The 23296-nt window shown below is 43.5% G+C and carries 22 protein-coding genes and 1 pseudogene; 11 read left to right on the forward strand and 12 right to left on the reverse strand.

Going from position 1 to position 23296, the window contains the following annotated elements; translation table 11 throughout:
* Positions 1-27 precede the first annotated feature (27 nt).
* Positions 28-855 carry an ion transporter gene (locus tag C7460_RS06920; protein WP_115867356.1) on the forward strand — a complete coding sequence of 276 codons (828 nt, stop codon included), beginning with the start codon at positions 28-30 and terminating at the stop codon, positions 853-855.
* Between the two features lie 75 nt (positions 856-930).
* Here C7460_RS06920 and C7460_RS06925 read toward each other — a convergent pair whose 3' ends face one another.
* Positions 931-2019, reverse strand: coding sequence for a fasciclin domain-containing protein (locus tag C7460_RS06925; protein ID WP_115867357.1), 1089 nt, complete (start codon positions 2017-2019; stop codon positions 931-933).
* A 155-nt stretch (positions 2020-2174) separates the two neighbouring features.
* Positions 2175-2663 (reverse strand): YciI family protein, encoded by a 489-nt coding sequence (locus C7460_RS06930; protein ID WP_115867358.1) that lies wholly within the window; start codon positions 2661-2663, stop codon positions 2175-2177.
* Positions 2664-2757: 94 nt separating this feature from the next.
* Between C7460_RS06930 and C7460_RS06935 the strand changes: the two genes are divergently transcribed.
* From C7460_RS06935 to C7460_RS06955, 5 genes are all read left to right on the forward strand, one after another.
* Entirely contained in the window at positions 2758-4488 is a 1731-nt protein-coding gene (locus C7460_RS06935) for a DUF1800 domain-containing protein (RefSeq protein ID WP_115867359.1), read from the forward strand.
* A 5-nt stretch (positions 4489-4493) separates the two neighbouring features.
* Complete coding sequence (locus tag C7460_RS06940) at positions 4494-6044, forward strand: DUF1501 domain-containing protein (RefSeq protein ID WP_115867360.1); 1551 nt, start codon at positions 4494-4496, stop codon at positions 6042-6044.
* Positions 6045-6106: 62 nt separating this feature from the next.
* Positions 6107-6637, forward strand: coding sequence for a hypothetical protein (locus C7460_RS06945; protein ID WP_115867361.1), 531 nt, complete (start codon positions 6107-6109; stop codon positions 6635-6637).
* A gap of 85 nt (positions 6638-6722) precedes the next feature.
* On the forward strand, positions 6723-7775 hold the full coding sequence (locus tag C7460_RS06950) for a DUF4407 domain-containing protein (protein ID WP_115867362.1): 1053 nt from the start codon (positions 6723-6725) through the stop codon (positions 7773-7775).
* A gap of 155 nt (positions 7776-7930) precedes the next feature.
* Positions 7931-9613, forward strand: a complete 1683-nt coding sequence (locus C7460_RS06955; RefSeq protein WP_115867363.1) for a PKD domain-containing protein — start codon at positions 7931-7933, stop codon at positions 9611-9613.
* A gap of 88 nt (positions 9614-9701) precedes the next feature.
* Here the strand turns inward: C7460_RS06955 and C7460_RS06960 are convergent, their stop codons facing one another.
* Entirely contained in the window at positions 9702-10727 is a 1026-nt protein-coding gene (locus tag C7460_RS06960; protein WP_115867364.1) for a serine hydrolase domain-containing protein, read from the reverse strand.
* Between the two features lie 165 nt (positions 10728-10892).
* On the opposite strand from C7460_RS06960, the pseudogene C7460_RS06965 reads away from it, so the two are divergent.
* A pseudogene (locus C7460_RS06965) lies at positions 10893-11171 on the forward strand (group II intron maturase-specific domain-containing protein); the annotation flags it as partial.
* 91 nt (positions 11172-11262) lie between these two features.
* Here C7460_RS06965 and C7460_RS06970 read toward each other — a convergent pair.
* The 3 genes from C7460_RS06970 to C7460_RS06990 all read right to left on the reverse strand — a co-directional run bounded on the left by C7460_RS06970 (position 11263) and on the right by C7460_RS06990 (position 13437).
* Positions 11263-11604 (reverse strand): DUF5615 family PIN-like protein, encoded by a 342-nt coding sequence (locus tag C7460_RS06970; RefSeq protein WP_115867365.1) that lies wholly within the window; start codon positions 11602-11604, stop codon positions 11263-11265.
* Positions 11601-11822, reverse strand: a complete 222-nt coding sequence (locus C7460_RS06975; RefSeq protein ID WP_115867366.1) for a DUF433 domain-containing protein — start codon at positions 11820-11822, stop codon at positions 11601-11603. Before C7460_RS06975 ends, C7460_RS06970 begins: the two co-directional genes overlap by 4 nt.
* Positions 11823-12435: 613 nt before the next feature.
* Positions 12436-13437, reverse strand: a complete 1002-nt coding sequence (locus tag C7460_RS06990; protein ID WP_115867368.1) for a hypothetical protein — start codon at positions 13435-13437, stop codon at positions 12436-12438.
* Between the two features lie 557 nt (positions 13438-13994).
* Between C7460_RS06990 and C7460_RS23660 the strand changes: the two genes are divergently transcribed.
* The 3 genes from C7460_RS23660 to C7460_RS24360 all read left to right on the forward strand — a co-directional run bounded on the left by C7460_RS23660 (position 13995) and on the right by C7460_RS24360 (position 15373).
* The gene (locus tag C7460_RS23660; protein WP_170147918.1) at positions 13995-14150 is read left to right on the forward strand and encodes a hypothetical protein; all 156 of its coding nucleotides are present in this window, start codon (positions 13995-13997) and stop codon (positions 14148-14150) included.
* 96 nt (positions 14151-14246) lie between these two features.
* Complete coding sequence (locus C7460_RS24355) at positions 14247-14681, forward strand: reverse transcriptase family protein (protein WP_262511841.1); 435 nt, start codon at positions 14247-14249, stop codon at positions 14679-14681.
* Positions 14682-14734: 53 nt separating this feature from the next.
* Positions 14735-15373, forward strand: coding sequence for a reverse transcriptase domain-containing protein (locus C7460_RS24360; RefSeq protein ID WP_262511843.1), 639 nt, complete (start codon positions 14735-14737; stop codon positions 15371-15373).
* A gap of 399 nt (positions 15374-15772) precedes the next feature.
* On the opposite strand, the gene C7460_RS07000 is transcribed toward C7460_RS24360, so the two are convergent.
* Together C7460_RS07000 and C7460_RS07005 are read right to left on the reverse strand one after the other, a co-directional pair.
* On the reverse strand, positions 15773-16315 hold the full coding sequence (locus C7460_RS07000; RefSeq protein ID WP_147302874.1) for a leucine-rich repeat domain-containing protein: 543 nt from the start codon (positions 16313-16315) through the stop codon (positions 15773-15775).
* Positions 16316-16339: 24 nt separating this feature from the next.
* On the reverse strand, positions 16340-17509 hold the full coding sequence (locus C7460_RS07005; protein WP_115867370.1) for a hypothetical protein: 1170 nt from the start codon (positions 17507-17509) through the stop codon (positions 16340-16342).
* A 32-nt stretch (positions 17510-17541) separates the two neighbouring features.
* Here C7460_RS07005 and C7460_RS24025 point away from each other — a divergent pair, with 32 nt between their 5' ends.
* A complete protein-coding gene (locus C7460_RS24025; RefSeq protein ID WP_147302875.1) occupies positions 17542-17724 on the forward strand; it encodes a hypothetical protein in 183 nt (60 codons plus the stop codon).
* 41 nt (positions 17725-17765) lie between these two features.
* On the opposite strand, the gene C7460_RS07015 is transcribed toward C7460_RS24025, so the two are convergent.
* The 4 genes from C7460_RS07015 to C7460_RS07030 all read right to left on the reverse strand — a co-directional run bounded on the left by C7460_RS07015 (position 17766) and on the right by C7460_RS07030 (position 23129).
* On the reverse strand, positions 17766-18890 hold the full coding sequence (locus C7460_RS07015) for an IS110 family RNA-guided transposase (RefSeq protein WP_245986219.1): 1125 nt from the start codon (positions 18888-18890) through the stop codon (positions 17766-17768).
* Positions 18891-19196: 306 nt separating this feature from the next.
* Positions 19197-19595 (reverse strand): hypothetical protein, encoded by a 399-nt coding sequence (locus C7460_RS07020; protein ID WP_115867372.1) that lies wholly within the window; start codon positions 19593-19595, stop codon positions 19197-19199.
* Between the two features lie 269 nt (positions 19596-19864).
* Positions 19865-21112, reverse strand: coding sequence for a hypothetical protein (locus tag C7460_RS07025; RefSeq protein WP_115867373.1), 1248 nt, complete (start codon positions 21110-21112; stop codon positions 19865-19867).
* Positions 21113-21323: 211 nt separating this feature from the next.
* A complete protein-coding gene (locus C7460_RS07030) occupies positions 21324-23129 on the reverse strand; it encodes a hypothetical protein (protein WP_221409468.1) in 1806 nt (601 codons plus the stop codon).
* Between the last annotated feature and the right edge of the window lie 167 nt (positions 23130-23296).

Below are 23296 nucleotides of genomic sequence, written 5' to 3' on the forward strand. Positions count from 1 at the left end.
TTAATTATATAAACCCATATTTATACCATGGAAGAACCGAGTTTTAAGCATTTCAATGGGGTGAGGAGCAAGCTTTACATCATTGTCTTCGGTACAGATACGCCGGCTGGAAAGCTTTTTGATGTTGTATTGCTAGTGGCTATTCTACTGAGTATCGTGGTAGTCATGCTGGAAAGCGTTAGTGCATTGCAGGCTCGTTTCGATCATGTATTTGACCTCTTGGAATGGACCTTTACCATTTTGTTTTCTATCGAGTATATCACTCGTATCTTCATTACCAGACGGCCTGAGAAGTATGTGTTTAGTTTTCTGGGTCTCATCGACCTAATAGCCTTACTGCCTACGTATATCGCCTTATTTGTGACAGGTGGGAGCTATTTGGTAGTTATTCGAGCCATTCGGTTGTTGCGAGTATTTCGAATCCTGAAACTGACTCGCTACCTGAGTGAGGCACAAATGCTGGGTTCCGCACTCAATAGTTCTAAGCGAAAGATACTAGTCTTTATGGGTGCTGTGTCTACGCTGGTGATGATTACCGGCACCCTGATGTACCTAATTGAAGGAGGGCAAAATGGATTTACCAGTATACCAAGAAGTATTTACTGGGCCGTGGTAACTGTTACCACAGTGGGGTATGGAGATATAGCCCCTCAGACGGTACTGGGACAGTCTTTTGCTACAGTATTGATGCTTATGGGATATGCGATCATAGCGGTGCCCACAGGTATCGTAAGTTCTGAAATGCGCAAAATGGATAAGCGGGCAGAAATTGAGGGTAGCAGGCCTTGTTCAAGGTGTAAGGAAATGAACCCTAAGGATGCTAATTACTGTATGAAATGCGGTAATCAATATTGAATGATGCTATATGTGAGGTAATAAAAAAAGACTGCCAATATTGGCAGTCTTTTTTTATGCTATTTATTGTGATTGTTATTCTACAATGCTACTCACATGCAATGAGCCGTTAATTGCAGCTCCCAATGCTGCAGATCCTTCTGGAGTATAAGAATATGCATCAAGTTGGAATAAAGCAGTCACTTTTGTTTGGTCCTGAGTATTAGCCAATACAAGTCCTAGTGGTGTTTGCTCAGACTTTTCTGTTTCGGCCACAGCCACAGTGGTACCGGTCATCATTGTGATAACTGTATTAGCAGTGAGATCTGCACCTTTCAGTTTGGCATCAGAACTAATATGGTTTAGCAGAAAAGCTCTTGCAGCAGCTGGAGTTCCACTAACTGAGGCGATCAATTCTGCCCTTGTTACAGATTTGGAATCAGCAATTGCATCCAATATTTGATCAGCAGGTAGGAAGCAGGTATAAGTTCCAGATTTGTCTGCAAGGATTGCTGAAATAGCCGTTTCACCAGAAGGTACGTCAGAATCTGCAGTTGCAACAATGCTGGCTACACCAGTAAAGCTAGACGAAAGTAGCACTGGCTGGGCAAGAGTACCCAGGTTTACACCGATTTTTGCCAATAGCGTATTAGGAATCAAAGCAGACTCCATTTTATGTACAACTCCGTTAGTAGCCTTGATGTCAGCCTCTTCAAATGCTGAACCATCAGCATCAAGACCCGCTTCGTCCACGTTTCCGTTTGCAAGAATTGTGATTTTTTCTCCTTGCTTGGTGGTTACTCCAGCACTCGTAAGGTCTGCTTGAAGATTAGTGCCTGCCACGAAGTGAAATCGTAGAACTTCAGCAATAAGTGAAGGTGCAATAGCCGAGAAGTCATCTACTTGTAAGTTAGCTTTCAGTTTGTCCATTGCTGTGTTGGTAGGTGCAAAAACGGTGTATTCCGCTGTACCTTCTAAATATGCCTTTAATTCTGCATCGGCTTTCATAAGTTCTGTAATTACACTCAACTCTGCATCCGCTTCCATGGTTGCTATCAAGTTTAAAGTTGGAGCAGGTTCGGCATCATCTCCATCATCACTACAGCCAGTAAATAGTCCTAGTCCAAGCACCATTGCAAAGAGGGCTAGTGCTTTCATTGGGTTAATCGAGTTTTTCTTCATCATCTTCAATGTATTAGTTATTAGTAGAATTGCTGTCCCACTGGTATGCCGGACAGCTCTTAAATTTAGATAATTATTATGCAAGCATACTATATTAAGGTTTCAAAAATTTTGAATTACGTGACTTTTTATTTCAACTCTTTCATTATCTATTCTGATTAGATTTCTTTTTTTGCCAGTTTTTCATGGATTTCACCCACTTTCATCAAGGCAGCACTACCATACCAGGGGCGTAGCTCCATCTTGAGTCTGCCCGCTTGAATGGCTGGGTCTGTGGCTGTTAGCGCTTCGGCTTCTTCTACTGTCTCCACTGCAAACACGTATATGCCGCGCACATCACCGCCATCCAGAAAAGGGCCGGCCAATACCAGCTTGCCTTCCTCTGCCATCCTTGTAATGTTGTCCAGGTGTGCTCGCTGTAGCCTTGCGGCCGTGGCAGAGTCCTGATCCCTGTTGGGGCCAGCCACCAGATTGGCCATGATGTATGAGCGCATGCCGTATGCATCCGCTCCGCACGCTGCTGCCAGCAGTGAGTCATATCCGGTAGACGCTCCTTTACCTAAAGACTCTTCTTTATCCTTTTTGGTTGGGTCCGGCGTGCTACATGCCCATAGACCTACGATCGTTAGTATCCAGATGTATTTCATAATGGTAAGGTATGTTGATGCTATTAGCTAATCTATCGAGTTGTTCAGTTGTTGAGAAATATTTTATTTATTTTTAGGGAATACCATTTTATCCATGAATAGTACAAACAGGGATTATTTGCCCGAAAATTACGAAGAAATAGTCGCTCGCTTTCGTAAGGTGATACCCCCAATACTGAAACCTGAGGACCTTTCAGGTAGGAAATCTTCCGCAGGCCATCGACAGTTAAACACCGGACTGGCGAAGTATCAGGGCGATTTTGGTAAGACTGAAAAGCTACACTTGCTGAGGCGATGCCTCTTTGGAGTGCGACAGGCAGATCTTCAAGCTTTGGACAACCTCAGTTTGACACAAGTCATGGACCTGCTGCTCACAGAAAGCTCAGAACCAGCACCTCCAGTGAACAATTACAGTGTGCTGGCCGAACAAGAAGACCCTGATGTGGCCTTTGGGGATACCTGGATACATGCTCCGCATGCTGGAGATCTGGAAGGTGGACGCATCGTGTCACTCAAAGGGTGGGTGATACGCAATATGCACCACCAGGCTACCCGCCTCGAAGAAAAGATGGTGTTGTTTTGGCACAACCTGCTGCCTGTCAAAATCTGGGATGTATTCTATGGCAAGTTGGGGTATCAGTATTATCAAATGCTGCGGCGCAATGCCTTTGGCAATTACCGTACTTTTATTCGAGACCTTACACTGGATCCTGCTATGCTCCTTTTCCTCAATGGTACTTATAATGAAAAGGAAGCCCCGGATGAAAATTACGGCAGGGAGCTACAAGAGCTTTTTTGCATTGGCAAAGGACCAGATGCACAATTTACCGAAGGTGATGTACAGGCTGCAGCTCGAGTGCTGACAGGATGGAAAATAAAGTGGCAGGATTTTGAGTCCAATGGACCTCTGGGGATTCGGTTTGCCGACTGGGCGCATGACACCTCTGATAAGGCGTTTTCCGCATTTTACGGTGGCAAGGTGATCAAAGGTCGCTCTGGTCAGGCAGGAGCACAAGAGCTTGATGAGCTACTCAATATGCTGTTTGATACCGAGGAATGTGCCAAATACATCTGTAGAAGGCTGTACCAGTTTTTTGTATATCCAGAAATCGATGAATCTGTGGAGGCTAACATCATTGTGCCATTGGCTCAGCAGTTTCGTGAAGGAAACTACGAAATAAAACCTGTAGTACGTACCCTCCTGGAAAGTGAGCATTTTTATGACCATGCCAACCGGGGAGCCATGATCAAAAGTCCGGCTGAGTATACCGTCGGGCTGTGGAGGACACTGGAGGTAGAGGGAGCCGATACGAGTGATTTGAGCCTGGACTACCAGCAATACGCCTCTATGCTATGGACCATGGGTAATCAGGGTATGGAAATGGGCGATCCTCCCAGCGTATCCGGATGGCCAGCCTACTATCAGGTGCCGTCTTATGACAAATACTGGATCACTACAGATACCATCACCAATCGTGCGCTGATCAGTGATAGTCTGGTGCACTGGGGGTTTTGGGTGGCCGAAGGCCATCAGTATCCGGCTGACCTCATTAAGTTTTTGCAACAGTTGGATCACCCGGAAGACCCCAATGCTATGCTTCGGGATAGTGGTGATTTATTGCTGGGAATTTCGCTCAGCGATGCTACGCTCGTACATTTAAAAACCATTTTACTCTCAGGCCAGCAAACAGACGACTATTGGACCACTGCCTGGTATGAGATGGTCGAAAACCCCGAGGACACAGCCTACCGGATGGTGGTAGAAAACCGGCTAAAGCCCACTTTCCAGCATTTGTTGCAATTAGGTGAAGCCCAATTAATGTAAGTATCATGAGAAGAAGATCATTTTTACGACATGTTACACACTCGCTAGCCGTACCAGGAGTGCTGGGTTCGATGGGCTTTCGGATGCCCGGCCCCAATTCGCTGCCTTCGCTGCTGCGCATGGCCGCAGATCAGGATCGTGTGCTGGTACTGGTTTTCCTCGAAGGAGGAAATGATGGGCTCAACACGGTAGTGCCACTGGATCAACTGTCCGTGCTCAACAAATTAAGACCGCATGTGATTTTGCCCGAGGAACGATTGCATAGACTTCCAGATGCGGATATCGGCTTGCATCCGGCCCTGGGAGGATTAAAGTCACTTTACAATGAAAACCGGCTTCAGGTCATCCAAAATGTAGGCTATCCCGCGCAAAACTATTCACACTTTCGCTCTACTGACATTTGGATGAGCGGCTCCGACTCGGATGAGCTGATCAACTCAGGATGGACTGGCAGGTACCTGGCTGATGAGTTTCCGGGCTATCCAGAGGCATTTCCTAACGATGATATGGCTGACCCGCTTTCCATCGAAATGGGTTATGGCAGTTCGTTACTTTTTCAAGGGCCACAGTCCACCATGAGTATGGTGATAGGAGATCCTAATTCGTTTTACGAACTGGTAGACAATGAAGAACCCGAAGTGCCCGATACACTGGCGGGTGATAAGCTGCGCTACATTCGGCTCATAGCCAAACAATCTCAGCAGTATGGTGAGGTGGTGACTGCCGCTGCACACAAGGTGAAAAAACAACAAGATTTCCCTCAAACCTATATTGGTCAGCAGCTACAGATCGTATCTCGACTAATAGCCGGAGGGCTCCGTACGCCGCTTTATTTGGTGCGCCTGGGAGGGTTTGATACACACGATGCTCAGGTAGAAGAAGGCGATCACACCACCGGAGAGCACAATGAGCTGCTCACCCAGCTAGATGAAGCAGTAATGGCTTTTATGAAAGACCTGGAGTATCAGGGTACGGATGATAAAGTGCTGGGGATGACGTTTTCAGAGTTTGGCAGGCGCATCGTTTCCAATGCCAGTCTGGGAACTGATCACGGGGCCGCGGCACCTATGTTTTTCTTCGGCAATGCCGTGAAAGGCGGGGTGGTTGGCAACAACCCACAGCTCTCGTCTTCAATGTCTTATGATGATAACCTGCCGTGGGAGTTTGATTTTCGGCAGCTATATGGATCCGTGATGGACCAGTGGCTCGGTGCTTCTAATGACCGCATCCAAAACGCACTATTTGACACCTATGACCCTGTGGAGATCATTGGCAACCGGGCCAGGCTACTAGCAGGCCAAAAACCTGAGACGCGAGGAATAATAGTGTATCCTAATCCACTGAATGGGCATGCCACTATACGAGTGAGTGCCACTCAGGAACCTGTGGCCATTCAGTTGATAGACTTGCAAGGCAGAAGGCTCGAAACGATGTATACGGGAGTAATAGCTGGCGAGCAGTCGTTCCAATGGGATACCCACCGATTGCCGAGAGGAAAATACTTTGTGACAGTTACCGGGCAAAATACGCGGCGGGTGTTTCCTGTGGTGAAGTAGAAGTTAGCGGTTTAAGGTTTAATAGGTATTTTAGAGGTAAAAGTGAATAACTACTTAAACCTATGAAATATCTTTTTTTATGGATAGCTCTCACGTTTTCCTTAGTGCTTCATGCACAGTTTACTGCCAAGTTAGATCTGGAAATAGCTGAACTAGCTGCTAAAAAGCAACTGGACGGGATAGCGAAAGATGACTATTTTACCACTCTGAAAGAACTGGCAAACCAGAATGTCGAGGCGGAGCTAAACAACTATTTACAAGGAGCCTGGTGGAGGTACTCGCATTCCGTTTACCCAGACCGGAAGGAGGTGCGTTTGAGTAATGCACGTGGAATCTTGAAGTTTTTAAACAGCGAGGATGCCTATTACATAAAAAGGAATGAAAAGGACACGGTCTGGTGCGATTGGAATTTTGACGAAGGTAGGCTACTGCTCAGCCGGTATGCTGATAAATCCAAAACCGACCAACCGATGGTAGAGCCGTTTGGGGTGCATTCCATTTCCGAGAAGCGCCTTGTGCTTTTAGCCTTAGCCAGAAGTAAAGCCTATCCTGGCAAGTACAGGTCCATCTTTCATGTATATTTTCGGAGGTAATCAGCCAGACCTTTATCGAACAAAAGCGCATTTTGTACGCTGATGGACAAGATAACATCTGCTCTTTTCCATCGTTCAAATTTTCATGAACAGGTTAAAAACATTCTTTTGGTTGTGCGCTGGAGCCAACCGAGAAATCCTCTCCAGGTGTCCTTCTGAGTCTAGTAAATATGTAGGTATAGGTGCTACGATCTTCTTTACAGGAGTTTTTGCGGCGCTGGCGGGTGGGTATGCCCTCTATACTGTATTTGATAGCTATCTGGCGGCAGCTTTTTTTGGATTGCTTTGGGGGCTGATGATTTTTAACCTGGATCGGTTTATTGTTTCGAGCATGCGCAAAAACGATGAGCCTCTACAGGAGTTTTATCAGGTGTTACCCCGATTGGTGCTGGCCCTGGTGATCTCCATTGTGATAGCCAAGCCTTTGGAACTAAAGGTATTTGAGAAAGAAGTGAATGCAGAAATCGCATTGATGGTACAGGAAGATCAGGCCCTCAGAGAGCTGGTAGTAAAGGATCGTTTTGTGGCCTCACGCAACCGCCTACAGGCGGACATAGCTCTGCTAAAAAGTGAGCTTACTGAAAAAGCTGACCGGAGAGATGAGCTTCGGCGCATTGCTCGTGAGGAAGCTGACGGTACAGGAGGTACGGGCCAGCGAAATGCCGGTCCTATTTACCGCATCAAAAAAGCGGATGCAGACAGGGCAGAGGAGGAGCTTAATGGCCTGGTAGCTGCAAATACACCGCTCATTCGAGAGAAAGAAGAGGCTTTGAAAGCTTTGAACCAACGCGAGCAGGCGGAACTGCAGTCATTAGAAGCTAATCAGCTTACCGGATTGGCCTCTCGCATAGAGGCGCTGGACAGACTGACTACCAAAAGTTCAGCAGTTCATTTAGCACATTGGTTTATCATGCTCTTGTTTTTGGTGGTAGAAACTGCCCCAATTTTTGTGAAACTTATAGCTCAAAGAGGACCTTACGATTATGTGCTAAAAACAGAGGAGTACGGTTTTGAAGCATTTCACCATGAAGACCTTGCTCAGATGGTTTCAGAAATTAAGAAGCGGACTACAAAACTGACAGAAGAAGAGGTGGAGTATCTGCATGCGCGCTTGCAGCTGGGCTTGAACAGGAGCTGAGTAAATAGTGGTGACACATGATTTGTGAAAGTTCGATAGGTGGAAAAATGGGAGCCCGAAAATGCTTGTTCAGGCCAATAGTTTGCGCAAAGGATTGCTTATGCAATACTCTGGGATAGTGATCACTTTAGTGTTAAACCAAAACACTAAAACTTATGATTACACTAACCAAAGCCTGGAGAATGTCCCGGGTTTATGTGATGGGCATGCTTTTTATCGGAGCGGCGACATCATGTGATGATAAAGAAGATGCGCTTCCCGAACTGAAGGCTGATTTTACAGCGAGTGTTTCACAGATCACTGCGGGTGATGAGGTGACATTTACGAGTAGCGTAGAGGGCGAAGGTGATGCTTACCTGTGGACATTTGAGGGGGGTACTCCTGCCTCATCTACAGAGGCTAATCCAAAAGTGACTTATGCTACAGCTGGCAAATTTGATGTAACACTGGAAGTAACTCGCACAGCTGATGAAGCGAGCGTAACGACGAAGAAAGAAGAGTTCATAACAGTAGATGAACCGCTCAGCGTAACGGCCGCTTTTACTGCTGACATGCAGGAAATAGAGCAAGGCCAATCGATCACGTTTACCAACACTACTACGAGCAATGGCTCAGGAGCCACTTTAGAATGGGTTTTTGAAGGGGGTACACCGGAGACATCTACAGATGCCGAAGTGACCGTAACCTATGCTGCGGCAGGTACCTACGACGTAATGCTCATCGCTTCAGAAGAAGACGTGGTGGATACCTTGAGTAAAACAGATTTTGTTACCGTTTCGGCACTGAATGCTTCGTTTGACATGTCCGCGGCTTCCGTTTTTAAAGGGGAGTCCGTCACCTTTACCAGCACCAGTACAGCAGGAGCTACGCTGAGCTGGGCTTTCGAAGGCGGTACGCCCGCTACCTCTACCGATAGTGAGGTGACCGTAGCATACGAAACAGTAGGCATCTACGATGTAACACTCGTGGTGACTAAAAACGGCATAGCCGTAACCGAAACGAAAGTAGATGCCATTGAAGTAAAAGAGCTGCAGGCTGCGGCTTTTGTGAGTGCTAAGCTGGCGACTGATGGAGCAAGTATTTCGCTCACTTATGACAAGGAACTCAACGATCCTTCGGGAGAGGTGGCAGCTTTTACCGTTAAAGTAAATGGCACAGCTTCACAGGTGTCTTCGGTTTCCTTGGCTGATGGTGATGCCAAAACACTAGTAGTTTCTCTGGCGACAGCTATAACTGCTGGTCAGACAATTTCTGTTTCCTATACTCCGGGAATCACGGCAAAGGATGGGGCAGCCGTATCAGCACTTACTGATCAGTCGGTAACTAACTCCCTCGGGGGTGGTGGTAGCACCGATGGCAACCTGGTTACCAATTTTGACCTGGACTTTGAGACTGTATCTGATATCAGTACTGTATTTACGGAGTTTGGAGGTGACAAGCCCACTGGTGCTACCAGAGCTGTAAGTGATGCACAAGCCTCTGTAGGCTCAAAAAGTGTTCATGTAATGGTGCCTGCTGACGGCAATGCCGTAATTACTACACTGACATCTAGTTCTGCTTTTACGCTGGACGCCAGCAAAACCTATACGTTTTCATTTGATGTTTATACGGTTTCCCAAGGTGCAGAATTTACCGTTAGAGTACAGCCACTGAGTGGTTGGGCGGAAAATAAAATCTGGACCGGTCCGGCAGCCATGAAAATTGAAGAATGGAATAAACGTGAATGGGATGTAAGCGGCGCAGATATTGCTGAAGGTAAATTCCATATCCAGTTTATATCTAAGGTAGATGCAGCCTGTGAATACTATTTGGATAATTTTATAATTAAAGAAAAATAGCAGATAAAGGTAAGCATTTTTTAAAGGCTGTCTCGAAGCGCCCTGTGTTTGAGGTGTTTGGTGGCAGCCTTTTTTTGAAGTAGAGATTCTACCTACTCAGAATTTTTACAATTCTACTGTTGATGATTTCGGAGAGGTTCCAGTAGTATAGCCTGGAGTCTGTAGTGCTGTAAAACACCACTACCACGGCATCCAGGTCTTGGTGATAAGCTGCAAAACTCTGGTAGCCGGGTACCCAGCCTCCGTGTTCGTATTCGTAAATGGAAGCATAGATGGCTTGTTCGCCGGCATCAAACACCGAGCCCTCGTTTAAGGCTCTGAGAAAGATACCCACATCCTCTGCCGTGGCATGCATGCCATGGTCGTTTCCTTTCAGGTCTTCAGGGTACCCTACGTGGTAGCCACTCATCACATCGTCTGCATTCACTGCTTGCAAGGAGCTATAGGTATTTTTTAGCTGTAGACGGTCGAGGATTTCTTTTTGAATAAACTGATAGTTGTCATAGCCAAGCGCATCATCCATGATCTTGTTTAGCAGCAAGTAGTTGGTGTTGCAGTAGGCGTAATCTTCACCGGGCTCGAATTGGGCGGGCATGTTAGCGATCAGGGCCAGACTTTCTTCATAAGTGCCAGTGGGTGCAGCCCAAAAGCCGGGGGCATCCGTGAAATTGGGGATGCCACTTCGGTGCTGGACCATGTGTCTCAACGTGATGCGGTCAGCATATTCGATTTTTCCGTCAAGGTCGGGTAAGTAGTCTGCGAGGGTTTTTTCTAAAGATAGTTGGCCGCTATGGACGAGCTTGGTGACGGCTACTACATCGTAGAGTTTACTGATGCTCGCAATCTTAAATAGCGCATCTGGTCTGGCCGGAGTTTTTGCCTCCCGATCATGCCAGCCTGATGCAAGGTATTGCGGAGGATTTCCACCCTGGTGTACATAGGCAATCACACCTTCAAACCCATGCTGCACGGCTTCATCTAGCTGCTCCTGCACGGTGTCTGGCAGCGGTAGGATCCACGCCTTTACCAGGAGCCAGGGCACAAAAAACAAAGAAATCACTGTGCCAACAAGCAGTGCGATGCGGATGAGGAGCGTGGTTTGTTTTTTGGTCATGTTTCAGTAGAGGCAAAAGCCTGTCGTTTCAAGGGGCTGTGTTCCATCAAAGCTAGTTTTATTTTTGGTTATAGGCGGTGGTAGTGGTTATTACGGTCTAACCGTGCCGGTGATTTCGGCGATATGGTGCCACTCTGAAAGGTTAATGTCGTAAAGGAATTACATAAGCTCGCCTTTCATAATAAGACACAGCGAGGGATACAGGATTTGGCTACCTTGCTCAATCCCAAAATCCGGGACTGGGTTCATTATTATGGAGCGATAAGTCGGAAAAGTCTAGGTCCAGTATTCTACTACCTACACCATCGCATGATCCGGTGGATATTGAACAAATACAAGCGATTTAAAGGTAGCAAGTTGAAAGCTGTAGCTTGGTTGAGGCGTGTTGTACATTCATATCCCAACCTGTTTTACCATTGGTCATTGGGTTACAAATTAGTATGACCCTGTAAAGGATTTTGGGAGATTATCACGACTATGCGTCCCAGTACGGTTCTGTGAGAGGTTAGGGGTGAAATTCTCCTAATCAACTTGACTATGGAGCTTTTAGTAGTTCGAGGATATCGTCAGTTTCTGAGTTCAGGTAGTGTTGTATCGTTAGGAGGTTATTCAGAATTAATTCTGATACACTTTGAGTTGTCAGGTTTCCTGTGTTTAGGTAAATGATCTTCGGAGGTGATCCACGAAGAGCGTTTAGGTCTACAAAATCAGAGTCAAAAGTTACGACAGCAAAACTGTTAAGCCTAGCGTACTCAAAAATTTCAAAATCTGATGCATCTTCAAGTCCAACGAATCTGACTTGTTCGCATTCAGTAAAATCGTCAGGCAGTTTCTTGAGGATTTTTGGAGAGATATTTTGATCGAAAAGAAGCTTCACTGAACTGAGATCAGTCGTCGTTCCTTGTCTGCAGCATAAGCAAGACAAGCATCAATCATTTTATCAGTTACCTCTTCAAAATCAGATTTGATATCCTCTCTGCTCATACCGTTCGAGAGCCAGTTAAGCACATCATAGACTGAAATCCGGGTCCCCTTAATTGTTGGTTTGCCAAATCTCTTGTCAGCTCTGATTTCTAAAACTTCTTGATAGTTCATATAGTAAAGATACGAAAACCTGATATGATGAGTTAAGTGCTGGTGTAAACAAAAAAGGATGCGTATCTAGCATGACCGGGGCGCGTAGCCTGGAAGAAACCCGAACGCAAGCGAAAGAACCTAATCCGGCTAGGGATGGACAGAGACAGAGCGTATGCTTATAGCAGAACCAGAATAGGCGGATGGCTAGGCGCCCCCGGCTAGGCGCCCCCGGGCTGTAGCTCAAAGCCCCATACTGAGGACGACTATTACATTGTCCAGACTCAGAAGGCGAGGGTACGAATCGATGCTTTCCTATTACAGTAATACGATTCCTGAGATTCAATGAACCGCCGTATACGCGACCCGTACGTACGGTGGTGTGAGAGGCGCACCCCATCAGTTATGACTGGTGGGGCCGTCTACTCGATTATATGCTATTTTTTTTGAAATTTAACGAGTAGAAAGTTAGTTCCGATATCAATGAACAAGGCTAATCCAATACTCATCCAAAAACCTATATCAGATGGATTAAAACTTCCGTATGGCATAAGAGCCATAAATATTGGTATTGATATTATTAACCCAATGATTGATACCCACTTATGCTTCTCGTTTAAGAAAATACGCATTATTAGCAACATTTTATATTTCCAAAAATTACAGAGTAGCAACTTGAGGGGATGCTATTAATCCATCCATTTCTATAATAGTCATATTGTTGTCGACAACTCGTCTCATGACGTCCTGCCATTTCGGGTCTGAAGCAACTTGTAATGAGATTTGCTGCGACAGATGTTGTTGCCCCTCCTATAAAACCTAGAGCACCTCCGAAAACAGCACCTCCAACTGCTCCTGTTGCCGTTCCTAGGCCAGGGAAAACAACTGTTCCGCCTGTTGCACCTGTAATACCTCCTTTAACTGCCCCTACAGTAAATCCAACCACAGCACCGGCCCATACGCTTCTCCATCCAACATCACATCCCATCACTCTCCCATTTTGAGCTGAAGTAGAATCATTAAATTCAGGGGCCATTTGCGCGTACATCGCCTGAATACCATCACTACTCATAAAATCCAATAATGCTCGTGTAGAGGAGGTAAATTCTATTAATTGGATTCTTTCTTCTTCTGTAAGATCATTTGAGTTGTTGAGTTCTTGCTCAAAAGAATCTACAATGTCATAACCTTCATCAAGGTACTCTAATTCGAAGATTTGATCAGTTAGATGTTTCATAATGATTTTTTGATTCTCACCAAACATTGAAACCGTATCTATTAAATCTCCAATCGATTCACTAACTCTTGCATTTTCTATAGTTCCTTGTAGAACACTAGGAGATACCGGAAAAAGACGTATTTCGGAAAGACTAGAGCCTTCAAATTGGTGTTGCAACAGCCTTTTTTCCATTCGCACTGATACATTTTCAACTTTAAGTGTTAGTTGAGATTCTTCTTCAGATATTTCTTCTACATCCACAAAATCTAAAGTAGTAGCGAAATTTAGAGATTCTAGCGTCACCTCCTTAAAATTACTCTTAAGCAACTCTATGTCAGTCGTCTCTAGAGGTTCAACATTAGATGTGTTACACGCCACAAGTATTGTGACAAGTGATAGAATAGTGAGTTTTTTCATTCTTAGGCGTTTTATAAAATTGAACATAAATAATTGATTGTTCAAATATAGCAAGAATTTTTAATTGCATATAACGACCAGCTATCGGGCGTATGTCCGCAGCTAGTGATTAGCACTAAAGTAGTGAAATCTGCCGAAGCTCACAACGGTTCCAAACGGCACTGCGTTCAGAAAGTCTAAAAATCCTGCGAGCTAAAAATGGCAGAAAGCACTGCCGATTCCCAGCGGCAGATATCACGGTCGTGTTGCACTGAAACCAGCCAGAAACCACTAAGACATATGCCCGATCAGCATATGTGTGTGCCCAGCATGGGCATCTGGTATCGAAGGTACCAAATTATTCCAGAGGGTGAAAGCCGCCGTGGCCCGGTCCCTTACAGGCAAGTTGGTTAAGCCTGTTAGCAAGCCGCAAGGGTGGTATGGGTGACCATACATCTGAAGGAAGCGGGACTGCAAATTCCGGTACTGACGCATAGGAACGTCATACAGAGGCCAAATGAGGTGGATAAGTGAGCACATCTTCACAACGTCCCTGACCAACAAACCTCATAGGGTAGATGACGCAGGAATCGGAAGAAGCCTACGCGGCGCGGGAATATGTCCTTACCTGGGGAGATCTCGGACTTCACGTGATGGAGGTCGAGAAGTCAGCAGAAGCTATAGTAGCTACTGGTAATGAGCCGGTTCAATTAGCCGGAGGTCTCACAAGGTAGTGAAGGGCTGAACATTGAATTGTGTCCGGATTCGAATAGGAATGCATCTCAAGATGGATAGCCTACTCTCTTAGACGGACAGGGAAAGTAAGTTTTATGATAGTAGAAGTATTACAGCGTAAGAATCTTTATAAGGCAAGCCAACAGGTAGTCCGAAATAAAGGAAAGGCGGGAATAGATGGTATGACAGTCAGGCAACTCCCAGAGCACCTGGAAGAGAACCGGGACAAGATCATCACATCAGTCCTGAACCATACGTATATACCTGATGCTATTCTTGCGGTAGAGATACCCAAGGGGAAAGGGAAAACCCGATTGTTAGGTATTCCCACGGTAACAGATCGATGGTTACAACAAGCAGTTAGTCAAGTACTAATGACTAAGTTTGAACTAAACTTCGAAAGTCACAGCTATGGCTTTCGCCCAGAAAAGAACACCCAAAAAGCAGTAAGCCAAGCCCTGAAATACATCAATGATGGCTATCGCATCGGCGAACCGCAGGACATAGTGGATATTGACGGGGTCGCCTAGACCTAAAAGGGTTCTTTGATGAGCGGTCCGCCGTTGCGGTTGATCATTCGATACTGCTACAACTAATCTACAACAAGGTGAAATGTCCAACGACCCTGCGACTCATCCGCAAGTGGCTGAGAGCACCGATCCAGATAGAGGGAAGGTTGCACAAACGTCGCAAGGGGATGCCACAGGGCTCCCCAATCAGCCCCCTACTGTCCAACATCCTACTGGATGAACTGGACAAAGAGCTGGTCAGGAGAGGTATTCGCTATGTTCGATACGCAGATGACTTTAGCATTTATGTTAAGTCGAAAGCAGAAGCTCGTGAGATAGGAAATGCCATTTACGAGTTCCTTCGCGACAAATTAAGGCTGCCTATCAATCGAGACAAGTCGGGCATTCGTAGGCCGGTAAACTTCGAGTTACTGGGGTATGGATTTGCCTCAGAGTACAAGAAGGATGTTAAGGGACAATACCAGTTGGTAGTATCAAAGAAAGCGTGGGGGAACCTAAAGCGTAAACTGAAGGATATTTCCAGAAAGACCAGACCGATGAGTATCACAGACCGATTCCAGAAGTTGTCAGCTGTATGGAAGGGCTGGGTGAATAACTTTCGTTTAGCGAATATTAGCACCAAGCTCAAAGCACTTGACGAGTGGTTAAGGAACCGACTGAGGTATTGCATCTGGCATGACCGGGGCGCGTAGCCTGGAAGAAACCAGAACGTAAGCGAAAGAACCTGGTCCGGCTAGGGATGGACAGAGACAGAGCGTATGCTTATAGCAGAACTAGGATGGGAGGCTGGCTAGGCGCCCCCGGGCGGTAGCCCAAAGCCCCATACTGAGGACGACTATTACATTGTCCAGACTCAGAAGGCGAGGGTACGAATCGATGCTTTCCTATTACCGTAAAACGATTCCTGAGATTCAATGAACGGGGACGCCCAGTCCGCCGTATACGTGATCGTTCCACGCCGGCCGTACGTACGGTGGTGTGACTGGGTTGGCACACCAAAGGCGCACCCTATCAGTTACGACTGGTGGGGCCGTCTACTCGATTAGGCACTTTAATCCAATCTATATGGTATTGGTGAAAAATTATTGTAATCACTCCAGTTCGTGACTGCATTCAATATTTGTATGCGACAGTGCCTCCTTAAGAGATTCTACGTCATGAACTGCGTAACGATTTCCACTAATTATCAGCGTTTTAAGTTTTTGTAGCTTTTCAAGTTTATTCAGTTCTTGCGATATTTGGAGCTTATTAATAGAAATGTCTAGTACCTCCAAATTTTTAAGGTTGGTTATCGAATTGGGTAATTCACTTATGTCTAAATTTCCTAAAATCAAAATTTCCAAGTTTCTAAGGTTTCCGATTTTTTCAGGCATACTCCAAAACGGAGGTTCAAGTTCTCTATTCTCAAGCCACGACAGAGGAGGATGAGATGTCCATATTTTGCTTGGCCGCGTTTTTTGAATTTTGAGTTCAATAATTTGCTTAGATGTCCATAAACTGTCAGGTATTTTACCAGACTCCAATTCATCAAGCGTAATTATTACTGATTTATCATTAGCGAATCTTACCCCTTCTTTCATTATTCCCTTCGGATTAAACATTAATAAGAAAATTGAAATTAAAATCTTCTGCATTTTAAATATTGTTTTTATAGCATACTAACATCCGTAATCAGCTACATTTTTAGCTACATTTCCTTGGCACTCTCCCAACCCAAATGTTGCTCCAGAATACTTTGATTGTAATCCTGAAGTAATAATTGCAATTAATCTGTTTCTCATAGCAGTCACGTTCGGGGCAAGCAAACCAGATTCAAGTTCTTGTTCAACCTTTGTTCTAGCGCTATTGAAGATATTGGCAAAACCAGTTGCTGCCTGATGAGATGTGCCTATGTAATACTCAGGAATGTCAACACAGTTTACCCCAAGTTCTATATTCAAAATTTTATTGGTCACATAATTATGATATGTGCCACCCAACCCAGAAATCTCTGCTTTGAAAGAATTAGCTGAATACTTAAAGATAATGTTGTCACAGAGCTTTCCAAATGTTTGAGCAAGCCTCCAACTATTAGAAGCAGTTGAAGGAGCAGTTCCCATAGGTTCACTGTCATCAAACTCGAAAACAACATATTCAGGACGTGGTTCGGTATAGGAGTCTCCCAAAGTTGGCGAACCGCTTGATCCTCCACCACCACTGCTTGTTGTAAAATAACAGGTAGTAACTGTTTCATATTTTGGAGAACAATAACCTCCCACACATATCTGTCCTATCTGCACGATTCGAGAGGAGCAGGTCATCCCGGAAGTTCTTCCACTAGTCGATTCTTTGGCTTCACTTGTACCATTAACCATTTTATTTTTAGCAATAACATTTCCTTCTAAATCGAGAATTCGAAAATACCCAGTGTATTTATCCATCCCCGGAAAGGAGTCATATTCAGCATACCACTCAGCATCCATTTCGTATTCAAAAACGCTTCCTACTACTTCATTTACTTGATTTTCAGTTAAAATAAATTTTCTTAAGATAAACCCATTATCATCAGTCATAGAGAAACTATAGTGGGTATTTCCTGTTTCAGGGTTTATGCTTTTTACCGCCCGGTCAAAGTCCACTGCATCTAGTAAAGAGCTAGAATATCGTGCATGGGGAGGAGAGCTTAATTCTAATTCATGTACTAACCCCTGTAAATGTTTGCTTTCCGTAAGCAGGACAACTTCCACCAAACCTTTCTGATTTTCAGGGTTAGGAGGTTCAGATTGTTCACATGTTGATAGTAAAAAAGTTGCTAATAAGGCTGTGAGTAAGGTTCTTAGTGATTTCATATGTTTCGTTAAGCTAAATGCTATTTGCAAATATGGCAATTGTGCCTAACGACCAGCTATCGGGCGTATGTCCGCAGCTAGTGAATAGCACTAAAGTAGTGAAATCTGCCGAAGCTCACAACGGTTCCAAATGGCACTGCGTTCAGAAAGTCAAAATCTCCTGCGAGAAAAAGTATGCAGAAAGCACTGCCATTTCTCAGCGGCAGGTACTGTAATAAAAATCAAGTCAGACGATATAATTTTTTATAGATTTATGCTACCGAAAAGAGGGCTTTGGTGATTGATTACACGGAAGTCCATCTAGTGCAGCCTCAACATTAATTGAGGCTGTTGCTTTTCTGGTTCCGGTGGAACCAACCGAAAAGAGGGGCATTAATTCTTGATTGCCGGATGATCCATATTTAGGGTCAAATTTCTCTCCTTTCACCCAGAGGGTATACATCATTACCAATAGCTTTCTTTGAACTGAAACATACCCTTTCATCTTCATTTTAGTTCGCTCATATACTCGGTTAAATAAAGAGTGAAAAGGCTCTATTTTATATCTAACCACAGCCCAGGATGACATATTTAGGATCCTGCGAATATGGGCGTTCCCTTTTTTTGATATCTTAGTTTTACCTACCCGTCTACCTGATTGATTTTCAACAACATCATACCCTGCATAGCACACTAATTGCCTATGGTTTTTGAACAATAAAAAGCCATTGGTCTCAGCAACAACTACAGCAAAACTCATAAGTCCAACTCCTTTGATGGAAGTGAGCTGGTCATATTTTTGTTTTAAAACCGGATCATTGAATATGAGCTTCTCCACTTGTTTTTCAAGTTTATCTATTTGCGTTTGCACTTCAGTAATCATCTTTTCAAGACTCTTTAATACAGAGCGGTGTAAAACCTTGGTGTGCTTTGCTCCCTCTCGTTGGTTCTTAAAGGCAGTGCCATGTGCTTGAAGAGTTTCTATTTGACGTGTAAGCGAGCGGAGTTCTAGTAGATGTTTACTTGCTGGGATCCATTGCTCCAGGTCTTGCTCCAAACCCATCATGGATAACCCCTTAGCGTCTATGGGATCTGTTTTACTTCGTATACCCAAACTCTGCATGTAGCGCTTCGACCTTAAAGGGAGGACTACATGTGTGACCTGATTTTTATCATGTAAAAAATACGCCAGATATTCATGGTATACTCCGGTAGCTTCCATTACAAAATTCACTTGATGGTCCTTACACCACTTTTCAACCCATAAGAGTAGTCCGGTGAAGCCTGAAAATACATTTTTAAATGATCGACTAGACAGCACCTTTTTTCGGTCTGATTGAACCATCAAACAAGCCTTAAATGTGTGTTTGTCAACATCGATCCCAACGCAATACTTTTCCATTTTAATCGGTTTGAAGTGTAAATAATTGACACTATTCTTGCTTCGATTTTTCTCATCAGGAATGCTTGATCAAGCACACAAGCTTGTCATTAGGTACTGTCCTATCTCTTCAAGAAATACAAGCAGAAGGTAGTCCTGCCGCACTGGATCATCTAGTGATGTCCTTAGATTCGCGCAATCTCTTCTGCTTGAGGTGTCCGCACAAAATTGTACTTTTTAAATAGACTGTAATTATATGAGATATCACGGTCGAGTTGCACAGAAACCAGCCAGAAAGCACTAAGACATATGCCCGATCAGCATCTGTTATGTGTCTCTTAATTTCGGCTTGATTCGTTCGAAAATTCGACTGAAGATGTAGGCAGCAAGTCCCAGGATAAAGCCAGCGATTCCTCCAGTTATGAATGAGAAGTTCCGGCCAACATCGTTGATCAGTTGAGACATTGCTTCATCCTGTTCAGTTGTTAGTTCGTCACCAGAGAAGACGCCATCTTGGTTCAAGTCAAATTGGTTCAAATGCCACTGACTGTAGATGTCATCATAAACAGCCGTTCCGACAATAAAGGCATAAAAAGCAAGGAATGTTAGAGTTCCGATAAACAGACTCTTGTTGATTCTTCGTTTAAAGATTAGAAGTAGAATGATTCCAATTATTGCTATTGCAGTTGGAGCTACTAAGTGGTTCGGGATAGTTATCGGGTTCATTCTGAACTTCTGTTGCAATCATGCAGTGACACATAACGCCCAACTATCGGTTTGTGTGCCCACAGTTGGCAAGTACAGCTAAAATAGTGGAAGTGCACCACAAGCACAACGGTTTCCACGAAGCACTGCGTTCCGCAAGTCAAAAGCCAGAACCACAGGTCTCTCCAAAAGCGATGAAGTTTCAGAAGGTGCACTTCTGCGGAAAAGTCACACTGAATCTGGCAAACAGGCAATTTGGCACATAACCGATAGTGTCTGTTGGTGGCCGTTTAATTTCCCCCAAATTTCTCCAAGTTTAGATTGAGGACGTTCCCGTTCGCCAAAGTTAGATATCCACCGAAAACGAAAATTTCGGGTTGGTCTGTTCGAAATCCATCAAACAGAATCAAGAATTCAAAAGCAGTTTCGTTTGTCATCCAATATTTAAGTAGACCTTGAACGTTTGTTCTGCGGTACTTGTAATAAGTAAGCTGTCTGCTGAGTTCATCATGATATTTGAATGAAGAGTGTTCAAGCGAAACTAGCTTTATTGTTCGCTCGTGAACTTGTATATCCGTGAAGGTTAGAATTTCAAACTTCTCTGGATTGCTTGTTATTCGTTCATATGCAACCCGTGTGTTGGGATCCTCAGTTGGAAGAACTCTAAAGCCATACTGACGAAGAAATGAATCAAGAGTTGAGTATTCTTCCTTTGCATGATAGAGGAGGATTTCGGACATATTCTTGTTGTCAAAGTTTTCGTTAGCTTTCGGGTACTTGACAATATTTCGACAATATTCAATCCTGTTCTTATAGCCAGTTATTACATCTTGGTCGGTTTCTAACGATATGCAATTCATATAATGGTGAATGGCTTTTTCAAATTCACCCAGTTGTTCATAGACTGTTGCCAGGTATAAATTCTTTAAGTTTTGCAGTGAATTGGATTGTATGGATTTTGCCACATTTACGGCTTCTTGATATTCTTCCAGTTCCATAAAGGCCATGAATCTATTCGACTTCACTTCAAGTTCTTCTTTGGCATTTGCCATTTCAGCTAGCGCAGATACCCACTCATTCAGAGATTCTAATTGTTCTCGGTTTTCAGCTTTATCTCGAGCGTTCTTGGCATAAAGCAGGGCATTTTGATAATCACCAATTCCATGGTAAGCCCTGAATTTTATTAAGCTGCTTGCTAGTTCATCATTGATGTTATTCGAGTAATTTATTGCAGATTCATAGTTACCCGACCTTAGTTCATCTGAAGCTCGTTGAAAAGAACGATCGGAATCTGAATAAGAATAGTAATTATCTGGCTGAATCCAACCTGGTCTTCCTGTGTAAGGGTTAGTGTTACCAATAGTTGAGAAGTTATCCCTGTTGGTTTCGTTTGGACTGGTTCGGTAGTGACCTTGAACAAATGTCCCGTCACTTCTTATGTAGGGCATCACATAAACGTGTTCGGGATTCGTTTGCGCAAAACAGAAAGTTCCCAGAAACAGGGAGCCTAAAAATGTTATGAGTCGAATTGCTTTCATCTGGGAGTAATGGCCACCAACGTTTTGCATATGGCTTTGTGGCAGTTACGAAGCACTTTCCTGTCCACCAAAACCTAAGCTGGCTATGGAGCGAAAACCTTGCTGGTAGCTGTTCACCGCCATAAGCTATATGCTTTGTTAGGTGCTGGCGTTTTTTGTATTTTGAAAGTCTTCTATTCTTATCAAGATCGATCTATTTTTGTTCATAATATTATTCTTTAAAAAGGGCAGGAGCTACCAACTCTAATAATGGCGGCAGTTTCCAAAGTCCTTGCTTGTGGAAATACTTATCAATGAACATTGGAAATGGGATGAGTTTCGACATTCTCATTTGTTTGTATTCTTCAATATACTGGTCATATTCATCTTGAGATTTGAAGTTTTTCTTTTTCTGCCTATCTACTTTTTTGTTATCATGATAAAGGTTCAACATTTCATGCAAAGGAATTTCGGTGGACAAACCTACCTGATTGTAAATAAGCGAATCAATATTTATTACTGATATAGGTTTTATATGGTGAATAAATAGACCTTCCTCTGCCAGCTCCAACAAAGCATCCTGAAACCAAAAGTCAATCAATTCATTAAATCCCGGTGTATCATATTGGTGATCGTGAGTCAACAAAACCGGATAAATGAATACATCCTTGTAGTAATAATCAGTATCGGCATAAAATTCATTTTTCAAAATTCTGCGAATACTGTTAATCAATTGCACTATTGCCTTTGGTTTAATTTTCCCGCCAGGTAATTCTTCATAATCTAAAACTCTTCCAAACTCTTCCTCATATACATTGAAGTCGAAAGACATTTTTTTATCCGCTGCTATCAAGAAGTCTTTAGATTCAATCAACACAATGTTTTTGCCTTTTCTTACATAGTAATCGGGAGCAGCATTTATTTTCATGTCAGCTAATTCTTTTCCTGAAAATCGAATACATTTATCAGGGTAAATGCTTTCCATTACTTTGTAGCATAGAATCCTTTCGGAGAATTCATCACCGAAAAAACTTTTGAGATTTTTTATTTTGATCTGCTTCCTTTCCTCATCAGACATTTCTTTCTCAAGTACATGTTTTAACTGAAAATAGACTCCTTTGAATACCTTTTCTACGACAAACAGGTTGAAAATAATTCGGTAAACACCGTCCTTGACTTTATAAAAAGGTTTAGCTCTAATTGTTAGGAAATCATTTGGGTCAAGTTCGTCTTGTTCTTGAACCATAAATTTTTCAATAAATGCACAACCTTGTTCAAATTTTTCTCCTGGCTCAACAACGATGTCTGTATGTGCTTCTCTTTCGCTTTTAATTGCCGGTGTGGTTAATGGCAAGAGACTTTTTAAATATTCCTGCCACGTTTGGCAATTGAAATAAGCTAAAAAAGCTGCTAATAGGGGTTGAATTTTTTCATGTGATTCAAGAAATTGAAATAGATAAATGGACTTTATCATTTGTGTTGCCCAAATCTGGTTGATGTCGTAATTCGATTTGTCCGAAACCGGATATTGCATGCAGAACATCATCATTGGGATTTTCAATTCCTCATCACTTTCCTGTGCAGACGGAAAGGCCACACTTTGTTTTTTGGTAAATTCAGAATTTAATGTCAAGTATGCCTTAAATAAATTGACTTCTAACTCGGCTTGTGTTTGCGTTTCTGGCTCTTCAGGTTTAGAAAAAAAGTATTCAAATAATTTTAAACTGGAATAAGTGTTTATTATACCAATGCGAACACCTTTCTTTTCAAACTTTCTTATACGGTCGTAAATTTGGTTTGCAACCTCATTATTTTCTTTTCGGAAAAACATTCCAAGAAACTCCCTATTGTCGTCAAACTTTGATTTGTGATTCTTGAATCCTAAAAAGAATGCCGCTGCATTTAAAATCATTTCTCTGCTGCTACCAGCCAAATATTGTTCGACAGTCAATCTTTTTTCATCAGGAAATGCAATTTCAAATTCTAAGATTTGTCCCATTCTAACTGAGTTGGCAATATATGATTTGATTGTAGTCAAAATAGGTTACTTTTTTTCTTGTTTTGGTTGGCAGTTTTGTTCTTGCACGGTCGTTTTCTTACGCTTGCACCTAACATCCGAGCATAGTGCATATGCACTATACTCACCTTGTACCACTAATCTAGTGGATTTTGAATTCCTGCCAAACCATTTATTGCCACATGAGT

The organism is Marinoscillum furvescens DSM 4134, from assembly GCF_003386095.1.
GTDB lineage: Bacteria > Bacteroidota > Bacteroidia > Cytophagales > Cyclobacteriaceae > Marinoscillum > Marinoscillum furvescens.